This is a genomic window from Streptomyces sp. NBC_00390 (assembly GCF_036057275.1).
GTDB lineage: Bacteria > Actinomycetota > Actinomycetes > Streptomycetales > Streptomycetaceae > Streptomyces.
Genome location: NZ_CP107945.1, coordinates 6,592,499 through 6,617,050, shown reverse-complemented (window position 1 = coordinate 6,617,050; position 24,552 = coordinate 6,592,499). Strand labels below are relative to the sequence as shown.

Here is a 24,552-nt window from a genome sequence, read left to right as displayed (position 1 = left end):
CTTCACAGCTGGGCCATCCTCTTGCGGCGTACGAGCTGGATGAAGACGGGCCCGCCGATGAGTGCGGTCACGATGCCGACCTGCAGCTCGGAGGGGCGCGTCACGACCCGGCCGATGACATCGGCGCCCAGCAGCAGGACCGGCGAGAGCACCGCCGCGTACGGCAGGATCCAGCGCATGTCGGGCCCGGTGACGGCGCGGACGAGGTGGGGAATCATCAGGCCGATGAAGACGATCGGCCCGCAGGCGGCGGTCGCCGCCCCGCACAGCAGGGTGACGGTGAGCATCGACAGGACGCGGGTGCGGTTCAGGTGCGCGCCGAGCGAACGGGCGGTGTCGTCACCCATCTCCATCGCGTTCAGCGGCCGGGCCAGCAGCAGCGCCAGCACGATGCCGACGGCGATGAACGGCGCGATCTTCTTGATCGTCCCCATGTCGGCGGAGGCGAGCGATCCCACCGTCCAGAAGCGCAGCCGGTCCAGCGCGGCCGCGTCGAGCAGCTGAACGGCGTTGATGTAGCCGTACAGCGCGGCAGTCGCGGCCGTCCCCGCGAGCGCCAGCCGCACCGGGGTGGCGCCGCGGCTGCCGCCGAGGACGTACACGGCACTGGACACCACGGCCGCGCCGAGGAGCGCGAACCACACGAAACCGGTGAGCGAGGTGACGCCGAGAAAGCTGATGGCGGAGACGACGGCCGCCGAGGCACCGGCGCTCACCCCCAGCAGGCCTGGCTCCGCCAGGGGGTTACGGGTCAGCGCCTGCATCACCGCACCGGCGAGCCCGAGGGCCGCACCGACGACCAGGCCGAGCAGCGTCCTCGGCACGCGCACATCCCGGATGATCACGTCGTTGCCGGTGCCGGTGTTGTGGAACAGGCCGTCCCACACATCGGAGAGCGGAATCGCCTTGGCGCCCAGGGCGATGCTCGCTACGCACACCAGCAGCAGGACGCCGAACGACACGAGCAACCCGACGGCACGCAAAGCGTGCCGCTTGGGAGTCACCGGTGCGGACAGCGGCTCCGCGCTCTGTTTCGGGGGACTGTCGACCAACACGCGGTTAGGTTAGCCTCCCTTTGGTAGCGCCTCGGCGGCGGGAGGCGGCGCCTCGGGCCCAGGCAGCTGACCTCGGGTGACCTCGGGCTACAACCCCAGCCGGGCCAGGGCCTTTCCGGCGTCGAGCGTGCACGCGCCGTCCCCCGCGTGCGACCAGGCGGCAGCGCACAGCGCCCGCAGCCCGTCCAGCGACTCGCCGTCGCCCTCCAGCGCCAGCACCTCACCGCGCGCCGCGGCCGTCCATCCGCCGCAGCGGAACCCGTCCTCGCTCGCCGCCACTGCGGGCTGCCCGGTGAGCATCCCCCGCAGATCGGCGTCCACATAGGTCGGCCGGTGCTGGGGTACGGCGGCCAGCAGCTGCGCCGCGTCCGTCACCCCGGTCAGGACGAGCAGCGAGTCCACGCCACCGTTGAACGCGCCCTCGATGTCCGTGTCCAGCCGGTCGCCGACCACCAGCGGCCGCTCGGCACCCGTCCGCAGGATCGTCTCGCGGTGCATCGGCGGCAACGGCTTCCCGGCGACCTGCGGCACGGCTCCCGTGGCGATGCGCACGACCTCCACCGCGGCGCCGTTGCCGGGCGCGATGCCGCGCGCGCTCGGGATCGTCAGATCCGTGTTGGACGCGAACCACGGCACCCCGCGCGCGATCGCGAAGCAGGCCTCGGCGAAGCGCCCCCAGGCAAGGCCCGGACCGCCGTACCCCTGGACGACCGCCACCGGACCGTCGTCGGCCGAGTCCACCGGCTCGAGACCGCGCTCGCGCAGCGCGACCCGCAGCCCCTCGCCGCCGATCACCAGCACCCGGGATCCGGCCGGAACCTGCTCGGAGATCAGCCGGGCCACCGCCTGCGCCGAGGTGATGACATCGTCCGCGGCGGTCGGAATCCCCAGCTCGGTCAGATGCTCCGCCACGGCGTCGGGCGTGCGCAGCGCATTGTTGGTGACGTACGCGAGGTGCATACCGCCCGCGCGGGCCGTCCCCAGCGACTCGACCGCGTGCGCGATCGCCTCGCCGCCCGCGTACACCACGCCGTCGAGGTCCAGCAGGGCCGTGTCGTACGCCTCGCTCAGTGCCTGCGTACTGCCGCTCGGCCGGTTCCTGCCCTGCTGACTCATCCGCTTCCGCTCCTCGCGCTCGGGTTCACTCCCCCGATCATCGCTCATGTGCGCACCCCACATACGATGCACAAATGAACACCGAAGGTCCGGCGGCCAATGACGGTCTGCATCTGATCCCGTTCCGTGGACTGCGCTATGTCCCTGAGCGGGTGGGCAGTCTCGCCGCCGTGACCTCGCCGCCGTACGACGTGGTCGTACGCCCCGACGGCCTGCACCACCTGGAGTCGGCAGATCCGTACAACATCGTCCGGCTGATCCTCCCGCAGGCGGCCGCGGCCGGCACCCGCCATCGCAAAGCCGCCGACACACTGTCGCGGTGGCTCAACGAAGGCGTCCTGGCCCCGGACCCCGAGCCCGCCTTGTACGTGTACGAGCAGCGCAGGGGCGACATCCTGCAGCGCGGCATCATCGGGGCGCTCGCCCTGTCGGAGCCGTCCGAGGGGGTGGTCCTGCCGCACGAGGACGTGATGCCTGACATCGTCGCGGACCGGGCCGCCCTGATGCGTACGACGGCCGCCAATCTGGAGCCGCTGCTGCTCACCTATCGCAGTACGAACAACGGGAACGGCGCGGCAGCCGTCATCGAGCGCGCGGCCCGGCGGCCTCCACTGCTGTCGACCACGACCGAGGACGGTTTCAGCCATCTGCTCTGGTCGATCACGGAGCCGGGTGAACTGGCCGAGGTGCGCGACGATCTGTCCCGGCGTCAGGCCCTGATCGCCGACGGCCACCACCGCTGGGCGACCTACCTGCGCCTGCGCGCCGAGCACCCCTCGCACGGCCCGTGGAACTACGGCCTGGTACTGCTCATCGACACGGCCCGCTACCCGCTCCAGGTCCGGGCGATCCACCGGCTGCTGCACCGCCTCCCGGTCTCCCAGGCGCTCGCCTCGCTGGGCGACTCCTTCCGCAGTCGGCGGCTCGACGTCCCGCTGGAGCAGGCACTGGCCGCTCTCTCGGAGGCGGCGGCGGAGGGCAACGCCTTTCTCCTCGCCGGCGACGGCTCCTTCCACCTCATCGACCGGCCGGATCCGCAGCTGCTGTCCCGTACGGTCCGCGCCGACCGTCCCGAGACCTGGCGCAGCCTGGACGCGACCGTGCTGCACGCCACGCTCCTGGACCATGTCTGGAAGATCCCGGACGCCCCCGAGCACATCGGGTACATCCACGACACCCTGGCCGCCGTCGACCAGGCCGAACGCCGCGGCAGCACGGCGGTGCTGATGCATCCGGTACGGGAGGACGTCGTGCGCGACCTGGCACGCGAGGGCGTGACGATGCCCCGGAAGTCGACGTCGTTCGGCCCGAAGCCGGCCACGGGACTGGTCCTGCGCAGCCTCGCACTGGACTGACGCGGCGTGAACATGGCTGAGGGCGGCACCCACAGTGGGTGCCGCCCTCAGCCATACGCTCACAGAGCAACCGGACTTACTCGGCCTGCTTGCCTTCGGTCCCGTCCGCGGTGTCGTGCTCGTCCTCGCCATCGCGGTCGTTCGCGTCGTCGGGGTCGGGGACGTCGTCGTGGTCGTCCTCGTCCATGACGTCGACGAATTCCACGCCGTCCAGCTCGGCGAGGCGATCCGACGCGTCGGTCGCACCGTCCTTGTCGGCCTCGAGCGCCTTGGCGAACCACTCGCGCGCCTCACTCTCCCGGTCGGCGGCCAGGAGCGCGTCGGCATACGCGTACCGCAGCCGCGCGGTCCAGGGCTGCACCGAGCTGGACGCCAGCTCAGGGCTCTGCAGGGTCACGATGGCGGCGTCGATCTGCCCCATGTCCCGGCGCGCTCCTGCGGCGACGAGCCGCATCTCGACCTGACCGGCCTTGTCGAGCTTCTGGACCTCGGGCTCACCGGCCATGGCCATCGCCCGCTCGGGCCGTCCGAGCCCGCGCTCGCAGTCCGCCATGACGGGCCAGAGCTCGACGCCGCCGGTCATCCGCCGGGCCGCCCGGAATTCGGCCAGCGCCTCGGAGTACTTCTGCGTCGCGTACGCGGCGAAGCCCGCGGCCTCGCGCACAGCAGCCACACGCGAGGCGAGCCGCAGCGCCACCCTGGAGTAGGCGTACGCCTGCTCGGGGTCTTCGTCGATCAGGTTCGCAACCATGACGAGGTTCCTGGCAACGTCCTCGGCGAGGCCCTTCGGCAGGCTCTGGAGCTCCTGCCGTACGTCCTTGTCGATCTCGTCGCCGGTGACGTCGTCGGGAATCGGCAGCCGCTTGATGGGCTCGCGGTCCGGACGGTCCCGGTCCTCGCGACGGCCGTAGCCACCGCGGTCCCGGTCACGGTCGCCACGCTGGCCGCGGAAGCCGCCGCGGTCGCGATCGCCATCACGGTCGTCGCTGCGGGGACCGCGGAAGCCACCGCGGTCGTCCTCGCGACGGGGGCCGCTGGGCCGGTCGTCACGGCGCCCGTAGCCGCCACCGCTGCTGGGGCGGCCACCACGGTCATCACGCGAACCGCGGTACCCACCACGGTCATCATCGCGACGTGGAGCACGATCCCGGTCCCTGTCACGGTCATCGCGACGGAAGCCACCCTGACGGTCATCACGGCGATCATCCCTGCGATCGTCGCGACGGTCATCCCGGCGATCGTCCCGCTGACCGCGGTACCCACCGCGGTCGTCGTCGCGACGGAAGCCGCCACCGCGCTCGTCATCCCGGCGCCCGTAGCCACCGCTGCCGGCACGGTCGTCGCGACGGAACCCGCCACCACTGCCGGGACGGCCGCCACCACGGTCGTCACGAGGCCAGCGCTGACCACCGCGGTCGTCCTCGCGACGGGGGCCACTGGGACGGTCGTCACGGCGCCCGTAGCCACCACCGCCGGCACGGTCGTCGCGACGGAACCCACCGCCACTGCCACCGGCACCGCCACGGTCGTCGCGACGGAACCCACCGCCACTGCCACCGGCACCGCCACGGTCGTCGCGACGGAACCCACCGCCGCTGCTGGGGCGGCCGGCACCACGGTCGTCACGGGACCCGCGGTACCCACCACGGTCATCGTCCCGACGCGGACCACGGTCACGGTCACGGTCACCAGGCCGGTCATCGCGGCGGAAGCCACCGCCACCGCTGCTGGCACCGCCACGGTCGTCGCGACGGAACCCGCCGCCGCTGCTGGGGCGGCCGGCACCACGGTCGTCACGGGACCCGCGGTACCCACCACGGTCATCGTCCCGACGCGGACCACGGTCACGGTCACGGTCACCAGGCCGGTCATCGCGGCGGAAGCCACCGCCACCGCTGCTGGCACCGCCACGGTCGTCGCGACGGAACCCGCCGCCGCTGCTGGGGCGGCCGGCACCACGGTCGTCACGGGACCCGCGGTACCCACCACGGTCATCGTCCCGACGCGGACCACGGTCACGGTCACGGTCACCAGGCCGGTCATCGCGGCGGAAGCCACCGCCACCGCTGCTGGGGCGGCCACCACGGTCATCACGCGAACCGCGGTATCCGCCACGGTCGTTGTCTCCGTCCCGGCGAGGCCCACGATCCCGGTCGTCACGACCACCGCGGAAACCGCCGCGGTCACCACCGTCCCTGCGACGCGGCTCTCGATCCGGACGATCGTCGGGAGAGTTGGTGGACATCGGTGTGACTCCTGTCTTCGGGTACCACAGTCATTCTCGCGCAGCCGGCCATCGGTCGCGCTTCGGCAAATCAGCAAAACAAAAAAGGACCCTTGGTCCAGCGTGAACGCTGGACCAAGGGTCCTTGAAAGATTGTTCGGCGGCGTCCTACTCTCCCACAGGGTCCCCCCTGCAGTACCATCGGCGCTGAAAGGCTTAGCTTCCGGGTTCGGAATGTAACCGGGCGTTTCCCTAACGCTATGACCACCGAAACTCTATCGGGCCACCCCGCAAAGCGGGATATCGGCGCTTAGCGAACAAGCACACTCTTCAATTAAGTAGTGGAGCTGGTTCAACCGGTGCGACTGTTCGCAACCCGGGAACCACACAGTGGACGCGAGCAACTGAGGACAAGCCCTCGGCCTATTAGTACCGGTCAACTCCACCCATTACTGGGCTTCCATATCCGGCCTATCAACCCAGTCGTCTACTGGGAGCCTTACCCTCTCAAGGAGGTGGGAGTCCTCATCTCGAAGCAGGCTTCCCGCTTAGATGCTTTCAGCGGTTATCCTTTCCGAACGTAGCCAACCAGCCATGCCCTTGGCAGGACAACTGGCACACCAGAGGTTCGTCCGTCCCGGTCCTCTCGTACTAGGGACAGCCCTTCTCAAGACTCCTACGCGCACAGCGGATAGGGACCGAACTGTCTCACGACGTTCTAAACCCAGCTCGCGTACCGCTTTAATGGGCGAACAGCCCAACCCTTGGGACCGACTCCAGCCCCAGGATGCGACGAGCCGACATCGAGGTGCCAAACCATCCCGTCGATATGGACTCTTGGGGAAGATCAGCCTGTTATCCCCGGGGTACCTTTTATCCGTTGAGCGACGGCGCTTCCACAAGCCACCGCCGGATCACTAGTCCCGACTTTCGTCCCTGCTCGACCCGTCGGTCTCACAGTCAAGCTCCCTTGTGCACTTACACTCAACACCTGATTGCCAACCAGGCTGAGGGAACCTTTGGGCGCCTCCGTTACCCTTTGGGAGGCAACCGCCCCAGTTAAACTACCCATCAGACACTGTCCCTGATCCGGATCACGGACCCAGGTTAGACATCCAGCACGACCAGAGTGGTATTTCAACGGCGACTCCACCTGAACTGGCGTCCAGGCTTCAAAGTCTCCCACCTATCCTACACAAGCCGAACCGAACACCAATATCAAACTGTAGTAAAGGTCCCGGGGTCTTTCCGTCCTGCTGCGCGAAACGAGCATCTTTACTCGTAGTGCAATTTCACCGGGCCTATGGTTGAGACAGTCGAGAAGTCGTTACGCCATTCGTGCAGGTCGGAACTTACCCGACAAGGAATTTCGCTACCTTAGGATGGTTATAGTTACCACCGCCGTTTACTGGCGCTTAAGTTCTCAGCTTCGCCCTGTCGAAACAGAGCTAACCGGTCCCCTTAACGTTCCAGCACCGGGCAGGCGTCAGTCCGTATACATCGCCTTACGGCTTCGCACGGACCTGTGTTTTTAGTAAACAGTCGCTTCTCGCTGGTCTCTGCGGCCACCCCCAGCTCAGAGTGCAAGACTCATCACCGGTGATGGCCCCCCTTCTCCCGAAGTTACGGGGGCATTTTGCCGAGTTCCTTAACCATAGTTCACCCGAACGCCTCGGTATTCTCTACCTGACCACCTGAGTCGGTTTAGGGTACGGGCCGCCATGAAACTCGCTAGAGGCTTTTCTCGACAGCATAGGATCATCCACTTCACCACAATCGGCTCGGCATCAGGTCTCACCCTGCATGAGAGACGGATTTGCCTATCTCTCGGGCTACACCCTTACCCCGGGACAACCACCGCCCGGGCTGGACTACCTTCCTGCGTCACCCCATCGCTTACCTACTACAGATCTGGGCCGGCGGCTCCACCACTCCCCCTCACTCCGAAGAGATCAGGGGCGGCTTCACGGCCTTAGCATCGTCTGATTCGATATTGGGCGTTTCAAAGCGGGTACCGGAATATCAACCGGTTGTCCATCGACTACGCCTGTCGGCCTCGCCTTAGGTCCCGACTTACCCTGGGCAGATCAGCTTGACCCAGGAACCCTTAGTCAATCGGCGCACACGTTTCTCACGTGTGTATCGCTACTCATGCCTGCATTCTCACTCGTGAACCGTCCACAACTCGCTTCCGCGGCTGCTTCACCCGGCACACGACGCTCCCCTACCCATCACAGTCCCCGTTGGGGGTACATACTGCAATGACACGACTTCGGCGGTACGCTTGAGCCCCGCTACATTGTCGGCGCGGAATCACTTGACCAGTGAGCTATTACGCACTCTTTCAAGGGTGGCTGCTTCTAAGCCAACCTCCTGGTTGTCTCTGCGACTCCACATCCTTTCCCACTTAGCGTACGCTTAGGGGCCTTAGTCGATGCTCTGGGCTGTTTCCCTCTCGACCATGGAGCTTATCCCCCACAGTCTCACTGCCGCGCTCTCACTTACCGGCATTCGGAGTTTGGCTAAGGTCAGTAACCCGGTAGGGCCCATCGCCTATCCAGTGCTCTACCTCCGGCAAGAAACACACGACGCTGCACCTAAATGCATTTCGGGGAGAACCAGCTATCACGGAGTTTGATTGGCCTTTCACCCCTAACCACAGGTCATCCCCCAGGTTTTCAACCCTGGTGGGTTCGGTCCTCCACGAAGTCTTACCTCCGCTTCAACCTGCCCATGGCTAGATCACTCCGCTTCGGGTCTTGAGCGCGCTACTGAATCGCCCTGTTCGGACTCGCTTTCGCTACGGCTTCCCCACACGGGTTAACCTCGCAACACACCGCAAACTCGCAGGCTCATTCTTCAAAAGGCACGCAGTCACGACATACAAGCAAGCTTGCATGCGACGCTCCCACGGCTTGTAGGCACACGGTTTCAGGTACTATTTCACTCCGCTCCCGCGGTACTTTTCACCATTCCCTCACGGTACTATCCGCTATCGGTCACCAGGGAATATTTAGGCTTAGCGGGTGGTCCCGCCAGATTCACACGGGATTTCTCGGGCCCCGTGCTACTTGGGTGTCTCTCAAACGAGCCGCATGAATTTCAGCTACGGGGGTCTTACCCTCTACGCCGGACCTTTCGCATGTCCTTCGCCTATCCATACGGTTTCTGACTCGTCTCACGGCCGGCAGACCGTAAAAGAGAGATCCCACAACCCCCACGACGCAACCCCTGCCGGGTCTCACACGTCGTAGGTTTGGCCTCATCCGGTTTCGCTCGCCACTACTCCCGGAATCACGGTTGTTTTCTCTTCCTGAGGGTACTGAGATGTTTCACTTCCCCTCGTTCCCTCCACACTGCCTATGTGTTCAGCAGCGGGTGACAGCCCATGACGACTGCCGGGTTTCCCCATTCGGAAACCCCCGGATCAAAGCCTGGTTGACGGCTCCCCGGGGACTATCGTGGCCTCCCACGTCCTTCATCGGTTCCTGGTGCCAAGGCATCCACCGTGCGCCCTTAAAAACTTGGCCACAGATGCTCGCGTCCACTGTGCAGTTCTCAAGCAACGACCAGCCACCCGCCACCCCGCCCACAAAGGACGAGTTCACCGGGGCCGGCATCGCGAAGATAGGGACCGCAGTCCGTACCCTCAGACACCCAACAGCGCGCCAGGCGCCCTCGCCGCTCCCCTGCCGTTCCACGCTCCGAAGAGCAGTACTAGGAAGAAAAGACGGTCAAGTGCGCCGAATAATCAACGTTCCACCCATGAGCAACCAGCATCGGACGTTCGCCGATGTCCTGGCCTCTGACCGACCCGAGGGCCGGTAAGAAGTGCTCCTTAGAAAGGAGGTGATCCAGCCGCACCTTCCGGTACGGCTACCTTGTTACGACTTCGTCCCAATCGCCAGTCCCACCTTCGACAGCTCCCTCCCACAAGGGGTTGGGCCACCGGCTTCGGGTGTTACCGACTTTCGTGACGTGACGGGCGGTGTGTACAAGGCCCGGGAACGTATTCACCGCAGCAATGCTGATCTGCGATTACTAGCAACTCCGACTTCATGGGGTCGAGTTGCAGACCCCAATCCGAACTGAGACCGGCTTTTTGAGATTCGCTCCGCCTCGCGGCATCGCAGCTCATTGTACCGGCCATTGTAGCACGTGTGCAGCCCAAGACATAAGGGGCATGATGACTTGACGTCGTCCCCACCTTCCTCCGAGTTGACCCCGGCGGTCTCCTGTGAGTCCCCATCACCCCGAAGGGCATGCTGGCAACACAGAACAAGGGTTGCGCTCGTTGCGGGACTTAACCCAACATCTCACGACACGAGCTGACGACAGCCATGCACCACCTGTATACCGACCACAAGGGGGGCACTATCTCTAATGCTTTCCGGTATATGTCAAGCCTTGGTAAGGTTCTTCGCGTTGCGTCGAATTAAGCCACATGCTCCGCTGCTTGTGCGGGCCCCCGTCAATTCCTTTGAGTTTTAGCCTTGCGGCCGTACTCCCCAGGCGGGGAACTTAATGCGTTAGCTGCGGCACCGACGACGTGGAATGTCGCCAACACCTAGTTCCCAACGTTTACGGCGTGGACTACCAGGGTATCTAATCCTGTTCGCTCCCCACGCTTTCGCTCCTCAGCGTCAGTAATGGCCCAGAGATCCGCCTTCGCCACCGGTGTTCCTCCTGATATCTGCGCATTTCACCGCTACACCAGGAATTCCGATCTCCCCTACCACACTCTAGCCTGCCCGTATCGAATGCAGACCCGGGGTTAAGCCCCGGGCTTTCACATCCGACGTGACAAGCCGCCTACGAGCTCTTTACGCCCAATAATTCCGGACAACGCTTGCGCCCTACGTATTACCGCGGCTGCTGGCACGTAGTTAGCCGGCGCTTCTTCTGCAGGTACCGTCACTTTCGCTTCTTCCCTGCTGAAAGAGGTTTACAACCCGAAGGCCGTCATCCCTCACGCGGCGTCGCTGCATCAGGCTTTCGCCCATTGTGCAATATTCCCCACTGCTGCCTCCCGTAGGAGTCTGGGCCGTGTCTCAGTCCCAGTGTGGCCGGTCGCCCTCTCAGGCCGGCTACCCGTCGTCGCCTTGGTGGGCCATCACCCCACCAACAAGCTGATAGGCCGCGGGCTCATCCTTCACCGCCGGAGCTTTCAACCGCAGACCATGCGGCCCGCAGTGTTATCCGGTATTAGACCCCGTTTCCAGGGCTTGTCCCAGAGTGAAGGGCAGATTGCCCACGTGTTACTCACCCGTTCGCCACTAATCCACCCCGAAGGGCTTCATCGTTCGACTTGCATGTGTTAAGCACGCCGCCAGCGTTCGTCCTGAGCCAGGATCAAACTCTCCATGAATGTTTACCCGTAATCGGGTCGACACCACGAGAGCGGTGCGACAGGGAGGAATAGTCCCCGTCGCACACAGCGTCCTCGCTGTGTTTCTACAAAGGAACCCTGCCATCCGAAGATGGACGGGGTATCAACATATCTGGCGTTGATTTTTGGCACGCTGTTGAGTTCTCAAGGAACGGACGCTTCCTTTGTACTCACCCTCTCGGGCTTTCCTCCGGGCGCTTCCCTTCGGTCTTGCGTTTCCGACTCTATCAGACTCTTTCGTGTCCGATTCCCGGCCGGCGGGGCGCTTTCCAGTTCCACGCTTTCGCGTTTCCCTTTCGGCGTGGTCACTACGTTAGCCGATTTCCCAGGCGACTCATAATCGAGTCATTCAGGTCCGAATTTCGGCATGCCGAAATCGCACCCGTTCGGGTCCGTCGTGAGTAGTGGATGGCCGCTTCGGGATGCTGAACAGCAGGGCCCGGTTCAAGCGGCTCGGGCTACGTTAGGCGGCCGGGGTAACCGAGTCAAGTTGACCGGCGGCGTGGCGTATGAGCCCTGTAAGGGCTCACCGTCGGGTCCCCATCGATCCAGAAGCGCCAGGGGTGGTGCGCGCCGTCGCCGCCGACTCCGGTGCGGGGGCCGGTGCGTACCTGGTCAGAGTTCGGGGGGTGGCCGTAGAACAAGGAGAGCGGAGCGCCCGGGCCGGCACACAGGTCGGTCCCGTTCAAGGCACGGTCCACACTGAGCGCCGTGGCCAGGCGGGCGGGACCTTTGGCCAGATCCTTGTCATGACGGGCCGAGAATCGACGTTTGCGTGCGAGATCCGCGCCTACTCGGATCTCGCCGGCACGCAGCAGGATCCCGCTTGCCCGGCCCTCGGGGCCGCACACCACATTGAGGCAGTGCCACATCCCGTAGGTGAAGTAGACGTACGCGTGTCCGGGCGGACCGAACATCACTTCGTTGCGGCGGGTGCGACCACGGAAGGCATGCGAGCCGGGGTCGGCCTCCCCCGCGTAGGCCTCCACCTCGGTGAGGCGGAGCTCGATGGGACCGTCGTCCGTGAGACGTGCCAGGGTGCAGCCGAGGAGTTCCGGGGCGACCTCGAGTACCGGGCGGTCGAAGAAGGCCCGGGGCAGGGGCGTACGGTCGGAGCTCTCGATCATCGCGTACGAGGGTAGTGGGGGAACCGACTGTCGTCGTCACGCGTAAGTAGGGGTCAGGACCTAGAAGGAGTGGACATGGGCTTCAAGAAGCTGCTCGCGAGCCTGGGCGCCGGCGGCGCCTCCGTCGAGACGGTGCTCACCGAACAGAACGTCGTGCCGGGCGGTGTCGTCCAGGGCGAGGTGCGTATTCAGGGCGGCTCGGTCGATCAGCAGATCGAGGGGCTGTCCGTCGGTCTGCAGGCGCGCGTCGAGGTCGAAGGCGGTGACCAGGAGGTCAAGCAGGACATCGAGTTCACCAAGCTGCGGCTCGGCGGCGCGTTCGAGGTCAAGGCCGGTGCGGTGCATGTGGTGCCGTTCGGGCTGGAGATTCCCTGGGAGACGCCGGTCACGAGCATTCAGGGCCAGCAGCTGCGCGGGATGAACATCGGTGTGATCACCGAGCTGGAGATCGCGCGGGCCGTGGACTCGGGCGACCTCGACCCGATCAATGTGCACCCGCTGCCCTCGCAGCAGGCCATCCTGGACGCCTTCATTCAGCTGGGCTTCCGCTTCAAGAGCGCGGACATGGAGCGCGGTCAGATCCGTGGCACGCGTCAGCGGCTGCCGTTCTACCAGGAGATCGAGTTCTTCCCGCCGCAGCAGTACCGCGGGCTGAACCAGGTCGAGCTGACGTTCGTCGCGGACAACCACGAGATGGACGTCATCCTGGAGATGGACAAGAAGCCGGGGCTGTTCAGCGAGAGCAGTGACTCGTACAAGGCATTCAAGGTGGGGCACCACGACTTCCAGTCGACCGACTGGGCGGCATACCTGAACCAGTGGCTCGCGGATGTCGGCGGGCGTCGCAACTGGCTCTAGGCTCCATTCGGCAGGACACAAGCAGACAGCCGAACCGGAGGTTTTGACGTGACCGAGCTCAAGCGGCCGCCCCTTCCGCACGACTTCCATCCTGCGGTGCCGTCGTTCACGGTGGCGAGCGAGGACATCGAGCCGGGATCGGTGCTGAGGGACGCTCAGGTCCACGCGGCGGGCAACACCTCTCCCCAGCTGCGCTGGGAAGGCTTTCCTGCCGAGACCAAGAGCTTCGCGGTGACGTGCTTCGATCCGGACGCGCCGACCGGCAGCGGGTTCTGGCACTGGGTGCTCTTCGACATCCCGGCGTCGGTGACGGAACTGCCGGCGGGGGCGGGCAGCGGGAAGTTCGACGGGCTGCCCGCGGGTGCCGTCCATGTCCGTAACGACTACGGGTCGAAGGACTTCGGCGGTGCCGCTCCGCCGGCCGGTGAGAACCACCGCTACGTGTTCACCGTGTACGCGGTGGACAGCGAGAAGCTCGGGCCCGGCGCGGATGCCTCGCCCGCGGTGGTGGGTTTCAATCTGCGCTTCCACGCGATCGCCCGTGCCCAGTTGATCGGCGAGTACGAGGGCCCCGCGTAGATCTGACTGTTCGCCTGGAGTTTGCCCTGCCCTGGTCTTGGAGAGATCAGGGCAGGGCAGTTTTGTTGCCGAGGCCGGGGGGTCACTCTCCTGGCAGGCACAGATATTGCGTTGTCCATCTCGGCGCGCCCGGCCAGAGTTGATCCGAGCCCGATGCCCGCCGACGGGGCCGGGCCGGCGAACGGAGGTGGGCGAGATGCGGGACACGCTGGTGCTGAATGCGAGCTTCGAGCCGCTGTCGACGGTGACTCTCAACCGTGCAGTGGTGCTGGTGCTCCAGGACAAGGCCGTTGTCGAGCAGGAGCATCCCGATCTCCGCATGCGTGCGGCTGCCGTGGATCTTCCGGTGCCCCGTGTGATCAGACTCTGCAGATACGTACGGGTGCCGTTCCGAAGACAGGCTCCGTGGTCGAGACGGGGGGTGCTGGTCAGGGACCAGCACCGGTGCGCCTACTGCGGCAGGCGCGCCACGACCGTGGACCATGTGGTGCCGAAGTCGCGCGGTGGTGCGGACAGCTGGCTGAACACGGTGGCCTCGTGCGCCGAGGACAACCACCGCAAGGCGGACCGCACGCCGGAGCAGGCCGGAATGCCGCTGCTGCACCAGCCGTTCGTGCCGTCGCCGGCCGACGCCATGCTGCTCGGGATGCGGTCGGGTGAACGCGAGGCGCTGCCTGAGTGGCTGGCCTCGCAGCCTGCCGCGTGACCCGTTCGGGAGCCCGTCTTCACCGGTGAACCGGTGCAGACGGGCTCCCGTGTTTGTACGTGTCTCTTCGCCGTGATCAGCGCAGCACCAACTGGACGATGGCGGCCGTGCCGACCACGACGATGAGCGTGCGCAGGACGGTGGGGTGGAGCCTGCGGCCGACCTTGGCGCCGATCTGGCCGCCGATCGTGGAGCCGACGGCGATGAGGAGGACGGCCGTCCACTCGAAGTCCGCGACGAAGAGGAAGAAGAGCGCGGCGATGGTGTTGACGACAGCGGCGAGCACGTTTTTCACGGCGTTGAGGCGCTGCAGGGTGTCGTCGATCAGCGTGCCCATCAGGGAGAGGTAGATGATGCCCTGGGCCGCCGTGAAGTAGCCGCCGTAGACGCTGGCGAGCAGCAGACCGCCGAACAGGAGCGGGCCGCCGTCGGCGTGCCGGCTCGGGGTGCCGGTGCGGTCGCGGCGTTCCTGGACGGCCCTGGCCAGCCTCGGCTGGACGATCACCAGGACGAGGGCGAGAGCGACCAGTACGGGCACGATCGTCTCGAAGGCTGTCGACGGCAGCATCAGCAGGAGTATCGCCCCGCCGAGGCCGCCGATCGCTGCGGCGACACTGAGGCGCAGGACGCGGCGGCGCTGGCCCTTCAGTTCGGCGCGGTAGCCGATGGCGCCGCTGATGGAGCCGGGGATCAGGCCGAGTGCGTTGGACACGGTGGCCGTGACGGGTGGCAGCCCCGTGGCGAGCAGCACGGGAAAGGTGATCAGTGTGCCCGAGCCGACGATGGTGTTGATCGTGCCGGCTGCCGTACCCGCCGCGAAGACCGCAAGCGCTTCCCAGATGGACAAGGCCATCTCCTCACATGTTCAGTTCGCCGCCTCCCCGCCATGAAGGTCGAGGGGCCGCACTGATCATGCCCGACCGTGTGTACGCATCAGTCGATGGGGGGCTGCTCCCGGCGCTCCGTGCCGCCGCCCTGCTGCGGAATGTTGTTGCCGCCCAGCGGACCGCCGAAGCTGCCGATGGCGCCGGAAAGGCCCTTGAGCGCGTCACCGATCTCGCTCGGAACGATCCAGAGCTTGTTGGCGTCGCCCTCCGCGATCTTCGGGAGCATCTGGAGGTACTGGTACGAGAGGAGCTTCTGGTCCGGGTCTCCGGCGTGGATGGCCTCGAAGACCGTACGCACGGCCTGGGCCTCGCCCTCGGCACGCAGGGCGGCCGCCTTGGCCTCACCCTCGGCGCGCAGGATCGCGGACTGCTTCTCACCTTCGGCGGTGAGGATCTGCGACTGGCGGATACCTTCGGCGGTGAGGATCGCGGCGCGCTTGTCACGGTCGGCGCGCATCTGCTTCTCCATCGAGTCCTGGATGGAGGTGGGGGGTTCGATGGCCTTGAGTTCGACGCGGTTGACGCGGATGCCCCACTTGCCGGTGGCCTCGTCGAGGACGCCGCGCAGGGCGGCGTTGATCTCCTCGCGGGAGGTCAGGGTCCGCTCGAGGTCCATGCCGCCGATGATGTTCCGCAGGGTGGTGACGGTGAGCTGCTCGATGGCCTGGATGTAGCTGGCGACCTCGTAGGTCGCCGCGCGGGCGTCGGTCACCTGGTAGTAGATGACCGTGTCGATGTTGACGACCAGGTTGTCCTGGGTGATCACCGGCTGCGGCGGGAAGGGGACGACCTGCTCACGGAGGTCGATACGGTTGCGGATGGAGTCGATGAAGGGGACGACGATGTTCAGGCCCGCGTTGAGGGTGCGGGTGTAGCGGCCGAAGCGCTCGACGATGGCGGCGCTGGCCTGTGGGATGACCTGGATCGTCTTGATCAAGGCGATGAAGACCAGCACCACCAGAATGATCAGGACGATGATGATCGGTTGCATCGCGTTCCCTGTGCCCTTCGCTGCCGGGTGATTCCGATGATCGAGTTTCCCAGAACTCGGCCTGGGTTGTGGCGCGTTCGATGGGGTTGGGCCGGCGAGTCGGCCGGGCGGGACCCGAATCCCGGTCCAGGTCCGGTCACATGACGACGGCGGTGGCGCCGTCGATCTCGACGACATCGACCTGCTGGCCCTCTTCGTAGGTCATCGTCGTGTCGAAGGCACGGGCGGACCAGACCTCACCGGCGAGCTTGATGCGGCCGCCGTTGCCGTCGACCCGTTCCAGCACGACCGCCTGACGGCCTTTCAGCGCGTCGACCCCGCTCGCGAAGCGGGGGCTCTGCGCCCGGTGCCGGTTCGCGATCGGCCGTACGACGGCAATGAGCGCGACGGAGACCGCTGCGAAGACGAGCACTTGGGCCACCGTGCCTCCGCCGAGCGCCGCCACCACGGCCGCGGCCACCGCGCCGGCCGAGAACATGCCGAATTCCGGCATCGCCGTCAGCACGAGCGGTATGCCCAGCCCGACCGCGCCGATCAGCCACCACACCCATGCGTCGATGTCCACGTGGTCATGGTAGATCCGCCGGTCGCGGTCCGGACAGGGGGCGAAGTCAGGTCAGTTGCAGCGGAGTTCGCGGTTCAGCCGAGCGGGAGGCCCTGGGCGGTCCAGCGCTCGCCGTTGCGCTCGACGAGCAGCGGGAGGCCGAAGCAGAGCGAGAGGTTGCGGGAGGTCAGCTCGGTCTCCATCGGGCCGGCGGCGAGCACCTTGCCCTGGCGGATCATGAGGACATGGGTGAATCCGGCCGCGATCTCCTCGACATGGTGGGTGACCATGATCATCGAGGGGGCGTTCGGGTCACGGGCCAGCCGGCCGAGGCGGCGGACCAGGTCTTCGCGGCCGCCGAGGTCGAGACCGGCTGCGGGCTCGTCGAGGAGCAGCAGCTCGGGGTCGGTCATCATGGCGCGCGCGATCAGGGTGCGCTTGCGCTCGCCCTCGGAGAGGGTGCCGAACTTGCGGTCGAGGTACTCCGTCATGCCGAGACGGTCGAGGAAGGCACGGGCGCGCTCCTCGTCGACGGCGTCGTAGTCCTCGTGCCAGGTGGCGGTCATGCCGTACGCGGCGGTGAGCACGGTCTGCAGGACGGTCTGGTTCTTGGGGAGCTTCTCTGCCATGGCGATGCCGGCCACACCGATGCGCGGGCGGAGCTCGAAGACGTCGACGGCGCCGAGGCGCTCGCCGAGGACCTGCACCTCGCCCTTGGTCGGGAAGAGATAGCTGGAGGCGATATTGAGGAGGGTGGTCTTGCCGGCTCCGTTGGGTCCGAGGATGACCCAGCGCTCCCCCTCCTTGACCGACCAGGAGACGTCGTCCACCAGAGCGCGTCCGTCGCGGACCACGGATACGTCCACCAGCTCCAGTACATCGCTCATGAGCGCGTTGTCTCCCCATGCAATCGTCTTGAGGTGTTCGGGTGCATGTGTGCACCGGTGGGGTCAGCTCCCAGGGAAAACCTACGCCACTGGTCGAGTACTCCCTTCCCCCGGTCCGGTCCCTAGGCTGGGTGCATGCTTTCCGAACCACGCTCAGGACGGCTGGCCGCATGGGGAAATGCCCTGTTGGCCGGACTTGTATCCCCCGACGACGCGGTGCACGCGATCGTCGCCGACGACGCGGTGCACCGGGTGGAGGGTCTGCCGGGAGAGGCTGCGCCCGTCGGGCTCACGCTGGCACTCGGGCGGCTGCGCAGCCTCGGGGTGACCGGGTACCGGGTCGCGCTCCCGGCGCCCGGGCATCCGCTGGGGCTCTGCGGGCCGCCGGAGTTCAACGCCCGCGCCCTCGAGGCGGAGGAGGCCGTGGTCGCGACGGGCTCCGCGTTCGGGCTGGTGCCCGAGGTGTACGAGGCCGGGCCGGCGGGCGACCTTCATGTGGAGGTCGTCTGGCACTGCCTGCCCGTGCGTGAGGCTCCGCCCGCGGATGTGCCCTCGCTGAGCGAGGCGGAGCGGGAGCTTGCGGAGGCGCTGCGGGAGGCGACTGCCGCGCTGACGCGACTGGATGTCGCGGCGTCGGGGCCGGTGGCCGAGGCGGCGGTGGACGCGTACCGGGCCCGTGCGGCGCGGGGGCCCGGAGAGACACTCGCGCCGGGTTATCCGCCGCGTGCGGTACGGGTGTTGGAGCTGGCGCAGCGGATCGGGCTGCTGGTCTCGGTGGCGTACGAGAAGGGCCATGGGGGTGCGGTCAGTGCCTCCGAGATGGCGGCGCGGGGGGAGGCTCTTCGGCCGGTGGAGCGGGTGGCGCGTAGGGCCCAGGTGGCGGCGTACAACGCGTACGTGGAGGAGCGTGAGCGGGGGTGAGGCTTGCGGCCGGGCACGGGGTGGTGTGCCCGTGGCCGGGTCGCTGAGCCTCGAGCCCGGGGCGGCGCTCGGGTTGCCGGGTGGCCGAGCCTGCGGTCCGGGCAGGGCGCCGGTTGAGACTGCGGCCCGGGCCGGCGCCGAGTCTCGGCCCGGTGCGGCACCGAAGCGGTGAGGCGGGGCTGTGCCGACGGCGGGCCTCTGCCCTTCTCGGCGCCGCCGTCCCTCTCCGGCCTGGCGGCTGTGGGAGTGCGTGTCCGGACCCGCCTGGGCAGGGCCGGCGTCGGCACCGATGTCGACCCCTTGCTCGTCGAGGGTCACCGATGTCAGCAACGCCTCGTGCACGGCACGGACGCCGCCGTCGTGCCGTCGGCCGGATTCCGGAACAGCCAGGCACCCCTGTCCCGGACCGGGCTGCGCCCCGCGCCCCGGGACGGCCTCCGGACCGTCTGGATGTGCCGCTGCGCTTGCAAACCGGCCCGGCCTGCAAGCGACAGCAGAGCCACAATCCAGCCCCGTTGGAGCCCCCGGACGAAGTCCGGGGGAGCGTGCGTCGCAGGTCCGGGGCAGAGCCCGCCGGTGCGCCGTATCCCGCAGGAGCGGTGGCCCCACGGAAGTGGAGCGCCCCGCAGGGGCGGCGTGCCCCCGCAGGGCCCAGGGCAGCGCCCTGGGGTCGGGGGACGTCAGCCGTTGAAGCCCGCGTTGGCGAACGCCGGGTTCAGGAGGCCGATCACGTTCACCGTGTTGCCGACGACGTTCACCGGGACGTGGACCGGGACCTGTACCAGGTTGCCGGAGGCAACACCGGGCGAGTGGACGGCCTCGCCGTGGGCGTGGGCGCCACCAGTGGTGGCGGACGCCACTCCCGCGCCGGCAGCCACCAGGGATCCGGTGATCATGGTGAGCGCAGCGGCCTTCCTCAGATTCATCATCTTCGTCATCCTCCGTAACATCGCTGCGGCCTACTGCCGCAGCTCGCCATGGAGAACGGCGCGGAGCCGATCAGGATGCGCTGAACGGGTGACATACACCCGACAGTATGAATCTCTGATCGGAGCGTGACGCTCCGCACACCCCTTGGTCAGCTGGTCAGCCCGTGGCGGACCGCCCACAGCGCCGCCTGCGTGCGGTCCACCAGGTCGAGCTTCATCAGGATGTTCGAGACGTGCGTCTTGACCGTCTTCTCGGACAGCACCAGCGCCCGGGCGATCTCCCGGTTGGACCGGCCGTCCGCGATCAGTCCGAGCACCTCCCTCTCCCGCTCGGTCAGCGTGCTGCCGCGGCCCGTGCTGCCCGCCGGATCGTCGTCGGAGAGCAGCGCGCCCGCGATCTCCTGCTGCAGCAGGACGTGCCCGGCATGCACGGAACGGATCGCACCCGCCAGCGCCTCGGGATCGACGTCCTTGTACACGTATCCGGATGCGCCGGCGCGCAGCGCCGGAACGACGGTGCGCTTCTCGGTGAAGCTGGTGACGATCAGCACCTTGGCCGGGTTGGCCAGCTCACGCAGTTTGCGCAGGGCCTCGATACCGTCCATCCCGGGCATCTTCACGTCCATCAGGACGACATCCGGCCCGAGCTCCTCGGCACGCGCGACACCCTCGGCCCCGTCCCCCGCCTCGCCGACGACCTCGATGTCGTCCTGGATCTCGAGGAAGGTGCGCAGCCCGCGGCGGACCACCTGATGGTCGTCGACCAACAGCACACGGATCGTCTTGTCAGCCACCGGGGACCTCCATCTCGATGGTGGTGCCCTTGCCGGGCGCCGATTCCACACTGAGCGTGCCGCCGACGCCACTCGCGCGGTCCCGCATGGACACGAGTCCGAGGTGGCGGCCCGCCCTGCGGACGGTCCTCGGCTCGAATCCCCTGCCGTTGTCGGTCACGCTGAGCACCGCCCCCTGTCCTCGGCGGACCAGGACCACGTCGACCCGGTCGGCCTCCGAGTGGCGCAGGGCATTGTGCAGCGCCTCCTGGGCGACGCGCAGGAGTGCCTCTTCCTGGGGCGCGGGCAGGGCCCGTATCGCACGGCTGTCGAAGGTGACCTTGGCCGTGTGGGCGCGGTCGAGGACCTGGATCTGGGTGCGCAGCGTGTCGACCAGGCCGTCCTCGTCGAGGGCGGCGGGGCGAAGCTCGACGACCGCCGCGCGCAGCTCGTCGGCGGCCTCCGCGGCGAGGGTCGCGACCTGTTGCAGCTCTCCCTTGGCCCGGCCCGGGTCGCGGTCGACCAGGGCCGCCGCGGCCTGGGCGGTCAGCCGCAGGGAGAAGAGCTTCTGGCTGACCGCGTCGTGCAGCTCGTGGGCGAGCCGGGAGCGCTCCTCGGCGATGGTGAGTTCACGACTGCGCTCGTACAGCCTGGCGTTGGTCAGGGCGATCGCGGCGTGCTGGGCGAGGATCCCGAGCAGGTCCTCGTCGTCCTCGGTGAAGCCGCAGCCGCCCTCGGGCCGCGGGCAGCGCTTGTTGGCGAGGAACAGTGCGCCGATGGTCTCGTCGCCGTCCTTGATCGGCAGTCCGAGGAAATCGGACATCTCGGGGTGGGCTGCCGGCCAGCCCTCGAAACGAGGGTCCTCGCGGACGTCGGCGAGCCGCTCGGGCCTCGCGTCGTGGAGCATCGAGGCGAGGATGCCGTGCTGGCGCGGGAGCGGCCCGATCGCCTTCCACTGGGCGTCGCTCACACCGTCGACGACGAACTGGGCGAAGCCGCCGTGGTCGTCGGGCACGCCGAGTGCCGCGTACTCGGCGTCCAGGAGCTCACGGGCGGAGGCCACGATCGTCTTCAGCACGTCGCGCACCTCGAGATGTCTGCTCATGGCGAGAAGCGCGGTGCTCACGGCGGCCAGGCCGGAGCTCGGTCGATGACTCATGAGCTCACGGTACCGGCGTGGTGTGACAGTCCGTATCGACCTGGGGACGGCACCCGGCCGGGACTCGGGATGTAGGTCGAAGTGACGTGCCCGGTGGGGTCCCGAGCACGAGGCGGGGTGCCGGGTCCCGTTCCTACGTTGGGTCCATCGACACGACGAGGGGATGGACATCATGCCGGTTGCGGTGATCACTGGGGCGTCCAAGGGGCTGGGGCGGGCGCTCGCCGCCGCCCTCGCACAGGGGGGCTGGGATCTGGTGCTGGGGGCCAGGACCGGGGACGTACTGAAGGAGAGCGCGCAGCACGCCGGCGCCTTCGGGACCCAGGTGATCGCCGTGCCCGGGGATGTCACGGATGCCGGGCACCGCACCGGGCTGGTCGCCGCGGCCCGGGCGCTCGGTGGTATCGATCTGCTGGTGAGCAATGCGAGTGCACTGGGTGCGGAGCCGCTGGTGCCGCTGGAGGCGCTGCCGCTCGACGGTCTGCGGACGGCGTTCGAGACCAATGTTGTGGCCGCGCTGGGTCTCGTGCAGGAGGCTCTGCCGCTGTTGCGGGCGTCGTCGGCCGGCACGGTCGTCACGATCAGTTCGGACGCGGCGGCGGAGGCGTACGGGACCTGGGGCGGTTACGGAGCGTCCAAGGCGGCGCTCGACCAGCTGGCCGCGGTGCTCGCGGTGGAGGAGCCGGGGGTGCGGGTGTGGTCGGTGGACCCGGGTGACATGCAGACGGATCTGTACGCGGCCGCCGTGCCGGACGACGACGATCCGCGCCCGTCGCCCGAGTCCGTCGCGCCGGGGTTTCTGCGGCTGCTCGAGCAGCGCCCGGCCAGTGGCCGGTACGCGGCTCAGGCTCTGCTGGGTACCCGGTGAGGCCGGTGCGGGAAGGAGGGGCCGTGCTGGATTCGCTCCGGGTGCCCGCCGAGCTCTCGGCGCAGGAGCCGGCCGAGGTACGCGGGGCGGGGCGGGACGACGTACGGCTGCTGGTCTCCCGGGGGACCCGGGTGACCCATCACCGGTTCCCGGACCTGCCCGGGCAGCTGCGCGCCGGTGATGTCCTGGTGGTCAACACGTCGGCGACGATGCCGGCCGCCGTCAACGGGCGGGCCGCGGACGGCGCGGCGGTCGTCGTGCACTTCTCGACGCGGGACCGGAGGTCGCCGGAGACGGAGTCCGGCGGCGGGCGGTGGGCGGTGGAGCTGCGCCGCCCGGACGGTGCGGGCAGCACGACGCCCAGGCCGGGCGGGCCGCGCGGTGCGGTGGTACGGCTTCCCGGCGGCGCGCACCTGGTGCTGGACGAGCCGCTCACCCCCGGAGCGGACCGGCTGTGGTGGGCGTCGGTCTCGGTGGCGGTGCCGGGCCTGCTTCAGCGGTACGGCCGGCCGATCCGGTACGGGTACACGGCGCAGGACCAGCCGTTGTCCGCGTATCAGACAGTGTTCGCGCTTGCGAGCCGCGACGGCTCGGGGTCGGCGGAGATGCCGAGCGCCGCGCGCCCGTTCACGGCGCGGCTGGTGGCGGAGCTGGTCAGCCGCGGTGTGCAGTTCGCGCCGCTGACGCTGGACACAGGGGTGGCGTCGGCGGAGGCGTACGAGCCGCCGTATCCGGAGCGCTTCGAGGTACCTGCGGCAACGGCCTGGCTGGTGAACGCGGCGCGCGCAGGCGGGGGCCGCGTCGTCGCGGTGGGGACGACGGCGGTGCGGGCGCTGGAGTCGTCGGTGGACGCGGAGGGTGTGGCGCGGGCGGCAGCGGGCTGGACGGATGTGGTGGTCACGCCGGGGCGCGGGGTACGCGCCGTGGACGGACTGCTGACCGGGCTGCACGAGCCGGAGGCGTCGCATCTGCTGATGCTGGAGGCGATCGCCGGAAGAGCGGCGCTGAGCTGCAGCTACAGGGAGGCGCTACGGCTCCGCTATCTGTGGCACGAGTTCGGGGACGTCCATCTGATCCTCCCCGACGAGGGCTGATTCAAGGGGGTGAGGGCCTGGGCAACAGGCCCTCACCCTATGAATTGCTGGAGCAACACATCGTGATTCGGTTTCACCCTCGATGTGAGCCCCCGCATAGGACCCAGATCACTTACGAAGTCGGGTAGTGGACACATAAACGCCATGTGAGCGGGGACAGGGCGACCAAATCGGACATTGCACCCGGCCTTGTCCACTAGCGTGGATAGTACGTCACACCTTTGCCACAGCTTTTTGCTGCCGCTAAGAATTGCCGACGTCGCTTCCGAAGAGCGCAGAGCCGAACCGGCCTGGAGCGACTTTCCGCTATTCGAAGAGGTACGTCTACATGTCCGCGTTCAACACCCCCGGCCTTCGTCGTCTGAAGACCCGCAAGGCTGCCGTCGCCGGTATTGCCGCCGCCGCCACCGCGGCGATTGCGATCTCGCTCGTTCCGGGCGACGCCGAGGCCAAGGTCGAGACCGAGGCACTGTCTGCGGCCCCCGTCGCGTGGAGCCTGGACGCCGCTGAGGCCTCCACGGTCCACAAGAGCATCGTCAACCAGCAGTCCGCCTTCGAGGCGCGCCTGGAGGCCGCGCAGGCCAAGGCCAAGGCCGAGGCCGCGGCGAAGAAGGCCGCCGCCGCCAAGAAGGCCGCGGCGAAGGCCAAGGCCGAGGCCGCCGCGAAGAAGCGTGCGAAGGCGCAGGCGGCAAGCCGTGCCGCCGACCGCAAGCCGGTCTACGCCAACAACCTGGACGGCTGGATCCGCGAGGCCATGTCCATCATGAAGAAGCACGACATCCCGGGTTCCTACGAGGGCATCAAGCGCAACATCCTGCGCGAGTCCAGCGGTAACCCGCGCGCCATCAACAACTGGGACATCAACGCCCAGAACGGCATCCCCTCGAAGGGCCTGCTGCAGGTCATCCAGCCGACCTTCGACGCGTACCACATCCCCGGCACCGCCCGGGACCTGTACGACCCGGTCGCCAACATCGTTGCAGCCTGCAACTACGCGGCCGACCGGTACGGCTCCATGGACAACGTGAACAGCGCCTACTGACGGACGCTGCGACATGCCGAAGGGCGCACCCCACGGGGTGCGCCCTTC

General features: G+C 67.6%; 19 protein-coding genes, 3 rRNA genes and 1 pseudogene. 8 read left to right on the top strand and 15 right to left on the bottom strand.

Annotated elements, in window-relative coordinates; genetic code table 11:
- Positions 1–2: 2 nt before the first annotated feature.
- A complete protein-coding gene (locus OHS70_RS29280) occupies positions 3–1,004 on the bottom strand; it encodes a FecCD family ABC transporter permease (RefSeq protein WP_443062767.1) in 1,002 nt (333 codons plus the stop codon).
- Positions 1,005–1,142: 138 nt separating this feature from the next.
- On the bottom strand, positions 1,143–2,171 hold the full coding sequence (locus OHS70_RS29275; RefSeq protein WP_328405984.1) for an HAD hydrolase-like protein: 1,029 nt from the start codon (positions 2,169–2,171) through the stop codon (positions 1,143–1,145).
- A 74-nt stretch (positions 2,172–2,245) separates the two neighbouring features.
- On the opposite strand from OHS70_RS29275, the gene OHS70_RS29270 reads away from it, so the two are divergent.
- On the top strand, positions 2,246–3,526 hold the full coding sequence (locus OHS70_RS29270) for a DUF1015 domain-containing protein (protein ID WP_328402245.1): 1,281 nt from the start codon (positions 2,246–2,248) through the stop codon (positions 3,524–3,526).
- Between the two features lie 76 nt (positions 3,527–3,602).
- Here the strand turns inward: OHS70_RS29270 and OHS70_RS29265 are convergent, their stop codons facing one another.
- The 6 genes and pseudogenes from OHS70_RS29265 to OHS70_RS29240 all read right to left on the bottom strand — a co-directional run bounded on the left by OHS70_RS29265 (position 3,603) and on the right by OHS70_RS29240 (position 12,266).
- Positions 3,603–4,385: a hypothetical protein gene (locus OHS70_RS29265; RefSeq protein ID WP_328405982.1), complete on the bottom strand. Its 783-nt coding sequence runs from the start codon at positions 4,383–4,385 to the stop codon at positions 3,603–3,605.
- A 405-nt stretch (positions 4,386–4,790) separates the two neighbouring features.
- Positions 4,791–5,771: pseudogene (locus OHS70_RS29260) on the bottom strand (hypothetical protein); the annotation flags it as partial.
- A gap of 134 nt (positions 5,772–5,905) precedes the next feature.
- Positions 5,906–6,022: ribosomal RNA gene (gene rrf / locus OHS70_RS29255) — 5S ribosomal RNA — on the bottom strand.
- A 134-nt stretch (positions 6,023–6,156) separates the two neighbouring features.
- Positions 6,157–9,280, bottom strand: a 23S ribosomal RNA gene (locus OHS70_RS29250).
- 312 nt (positions 9,281–9,592) lie between these two features.
- Positions 9,593–11,118 (bottom strand): 16S ribosomal RNA (locus tag OHS70_RS29245).
- The 16S, 23S and 5S rRNA genes sit together here, the layout of an rRNA operon.
- Positions 11,119–11,624: 506 nt before the next feature.
- Positions 11,625–12,266, bottom strand: coding sequence for a DNA-3-methyladenine glycosylase (locus tag OHS70_RS29240; RefSeq protein WP_328402243.1), 642 nt, complete (start codon positions 12,264–12,266; stop codon positions 11,625–11,627).
- Between the two features lie 75 nt (positions 12,267–12,341).
- Here OHS70_RS29240 and OHS70_RS29235 point away from each other — a divergent pair, with 75 nt between their 5' ends.
- From OHS70_RS29235 to OHS70_RS29225, 3 genes are all read left to right on the top strand, one after another.
- On the top strand, positions 12,342–13,124 hold the full coding sequence (locus OHS70_RS29235) for a sporulation protein (protein WP_328402241.1): 783 nt from the start codon (positions 12,342–12,344) through the stop codon (positions 13,122–13,124).
- A gap of 48 nt (positions 13,125–13,172) precedes the next feature.
- A complete protein-coding gene (locus tag OHS70_RS29230; protein ID WP_328402239.1) occupies positions 13,173–13,703 on the top strand; it encodes a YbhB/YbcL family Raf kinase inhibitor-like protein in 531 nt (176 codons plus the stop codon).
- 196 nt (positions 13,704–13,899) lie between these two features.
- Entirely contained in the window at positions 13,900–14,409 is a 510-nt protein-coding gene (locus OHS70_RS29225) for an HNH endonuclease (RefSeq protein WP_328402237.1), read from the top strand.
- 76 nt (positions 14,410–14,485) lie between these two features.
- On the opposite strand, the gene OHS70_RS29220 is transcribed toward OHS70_RS29225, so the two are convergent.
- The 4 genes from OHS70_RS29220 to OHS70_RS29205 form a co-directional block, all read right to left on the bottom strand.
- A complete protein-coding gene (locus OHS70_RS29220) occupies positions 14,486–15,256 on the bottom strand; it encodes a sulfite exporter TauE/SafE family protein (protein WP_328402235.1) in 771 nt (256 codons plus the stop codon).
- 86 nt (positions 15,257–15,342) lie between these two features.
- Positions 15,343–16,287 (bottom strand): SPFH domain-containing protein, encoded by a 945-nt coding sequence (locus tag OHS70_RS29215; protein ID WP_328402233.1) that lies wholly within the window; start codon positions 16,285–16,287, stop codon positions 15,343–15,345.
- Between the two features lie 136 nt (positions 16,288–16,423).
- Positions 16,424–16,852, bottom strand: a complete 429-nt coding sequence (locus OHS70_RS29210; protein ID WP_328402231.1) for an NfeD family protein — start codon at positions 16,850–16,852, stop codon at positions 16,424–16,426.
- A 74-nt stretch (positions 16,853–16,926) separates the two neighbouring features.
- Complete coding sequence (locus OHS70_RS29205) at positions 16,927–17,718, bottom strand: ABC transporter ATP-binding protein (protein ID WP_328402229.1); 792 nt, start codon at positions 17,716–17,718, stop codon at positions 16,927–16,929.
- A 135-nt stretch (positions 17,719–17,853) separates the two neighbouring features.
- Between OHS70_RS29205 and OHS70_RS29200 the strand changes: the two genes are divergently transcribed.
- Positions 17,854–18,639 carry a hypothetical protein gene (locus OHS70_RS29200; protein WP_328402227.1) on the top strand — a complete coding sequence of 262 codons (786 nt, stop codon included), beginning with the start codon at positions 17,854–17,856 and terminating at the stop codon, positions 18,637–18,639.
- Positions 18,640–19,319: 680 nt separating this feature from the next.
- Here the strand turns inward: OHS70_RS29200 and OHS70_RS29195 are convergent.
- The 3 genes from OHS70_RS29195 to OHS70_RS29185 all read right to left on the bottom strand — a co-directional run bounded on the left by OHS70_RS29195 (position 19,320) and on the right by OHS70_RS29185 (position 21,500).
- Positions 19,320–19,568: a chaplin gene (locus tag OHS70_RS29195; protein WP_328405979.1), complete on the bottom strand. Its 249-nt coding sequence runs from the start codon at positions 19,566–19,568 to the stop codon at positions 19,320–19,322.
- Positions 19,569–19,717: 149 nt separating this feature from the next.
- Positions 19,718–20,362, bottom strand: coding sequence for a response regulator transcription factor (locus tag OHS70_RS29190; protein ID WP_328402225.1), 645 nt, complete (start codon positions 20,360–20,362; stop codon positions 19,718–19,720).
- On the bottom strand, positions 20,355–21,500 hold the full coding sequence (locus OHS70_RS29185) for a GAF domain-containing sensor histidine kinase (RefSeq protein ID WP_328402223.1): 1,146 nt from the start codon (positions 21,498–21,500) through the stop codon (positions 20,355–20,357). The genes OHS70_RS29190 and OHS70_RS29185 overlap by 8 nt, the downstream gene beginning before the upstream one ends.
- Positions 21,501–21,672: 172 nt before the next feature.
- Here OHS70_RS29185 and OHS70_RS29180 point away from each other — a divergent pair, with 172 nt between their 5' ends.
- The 3 genes from OHS70_RS29180 to OHS70_RS29170 all read left to right on the top strand — a co-directional run bounded on the left by OHS70_RS29180 (position 21,673) and on the right by OHS70_RS29170 (position 24,504).
- Entirely contained in the window at positions 21,673–22,368 is a 696-nt protein-coding gene (locus tag OHS70_RS29180) for an SDR family NAD(P)-dependent oxidoreductase (RefSeq protein WP_328405977.1), read from the top strand.
- On the top strand, positions 22,365–23,462 hold the full coding sequence (locus OHS70_RS29175; protein ID WP_328402221.1) for an S-adenosylmethionine:tRNA ribosyltransferase-isomerase: 1,098 nt from the start codon (positions 22,365–22,367) through the stop codon (positions 23,460–23,462). Before OHS70_RS29180 ends, OHS70_RS29175 begins: the two co-directional genes overlap by 4 nt.
- A 328-nt stretch (positions 23,463–23,790) precedes the next feature.
- On the top strand, positions 23,791–24,504 hold the full coding sequence (locus OHS70_RS29170; protein WP_328402219.1) for a transglycosylase SLT domain-containing protein: 714 nt from the start codon (positions 23,791–23,793) through the stop codon (positions 24,502–24,504).
- Positions 24,505–24,552: the final 48 nt, after the last annotated feature.

What these genes read in the sequence shown, in the direction of transcription:
- OHS70_RS29185 (WP_328402223.1), bottom strand. Translation starts at nt 21,500, where the DNA reads ATGAGTCATCGACCGAGCTCCGGCCTGGCCGCCGTGAGCACCGCGCTT.
- OHS70_RS29275 (WP_328405984.1), bottom strand. Translation starts at nt 2,171, where the DNA reads ATGAGTCAGCAGGGCAGGAACCGGCCGAGCGGCAGTACGCAGGCACTG.
- OHS70_RS29270 (WP_328402245.1), top strand. Translation starts at nt 2,246, where the DNA reads ATGAACACCGAAGGTCCGGCGGCCAATGACGGTCTGCATCTGATCCCG.
- OHS70_RS29195 (WP_328405979.1), bottom strand. Translation starts at nt 19,568, where the DNA reads ATGATGAATCTGAGGAAGGCCGCTGCGCTCACCATGATCACCGGATCC.
- OHS70_RS29240 (WP_328402243.1), bottom strand. Translation starts at nt 12,266, where the DNA reads ATGATCGAGAGCTCCGACCGTACGCCCCTGCCCCGGGCCTTCTTCGAC.
- OHS70_RS29200 (WP_328402227.1), top strand. Translation starts at nt 17,854, where the DNA reads ATGCTTTCCGAACCACGCTCAGGACGGCTGGCCGCATGGGGAAATGCC.
- OHS70_RS29235 (WP_328402241.1), top strand. Translation starts at nt 12,342, where the DNA reads ATGGGCTTCAAGAAGCTGCTCGCGAGCCTGGGCGCCGGCGGCGCCTCC.
- OHS70_RS29180 (WP_328405977.1), top strand. Translation starts at nt 21,673, where the DNA reads ATGCCGGTTGCGGTGATCACTGGGGCGTCCAAGGGGCTGGGGCGGGCG.
- OHS70_RS29225 (WP_328402237.1), top strand. Translation starts at nt 13,900, where the DNA reads ATGCGGGACACGCTGGTGCTGAATGCGAGCTTCGAGCCGCTGTCGACG.
- OHS70_RS29170 (WP_328402219.1), top strand. Translation starts at nt 23,791, where the DNA reads ATGTCCGCGTTCAACACCCCCGGCCTTCGTCGTCTGAAGACCCGCAAG.
- OHS70_RS29215 (WP_328402233.1), bottom strand. Translation starts at nt 16,287, where the DNA reads ATGCAACCGATCATCATCGTCCTGATCATTCTGGTGGTGCTGGTCTTC.
- OHS70_RS29205 (WP_328402229.1), bottom strand. Translation starts at nt 17,718, where the DNA reads ATGAGCGATGTACTGGAGCTGGTGGACGTATCCGTGGTCCGCGACGGA.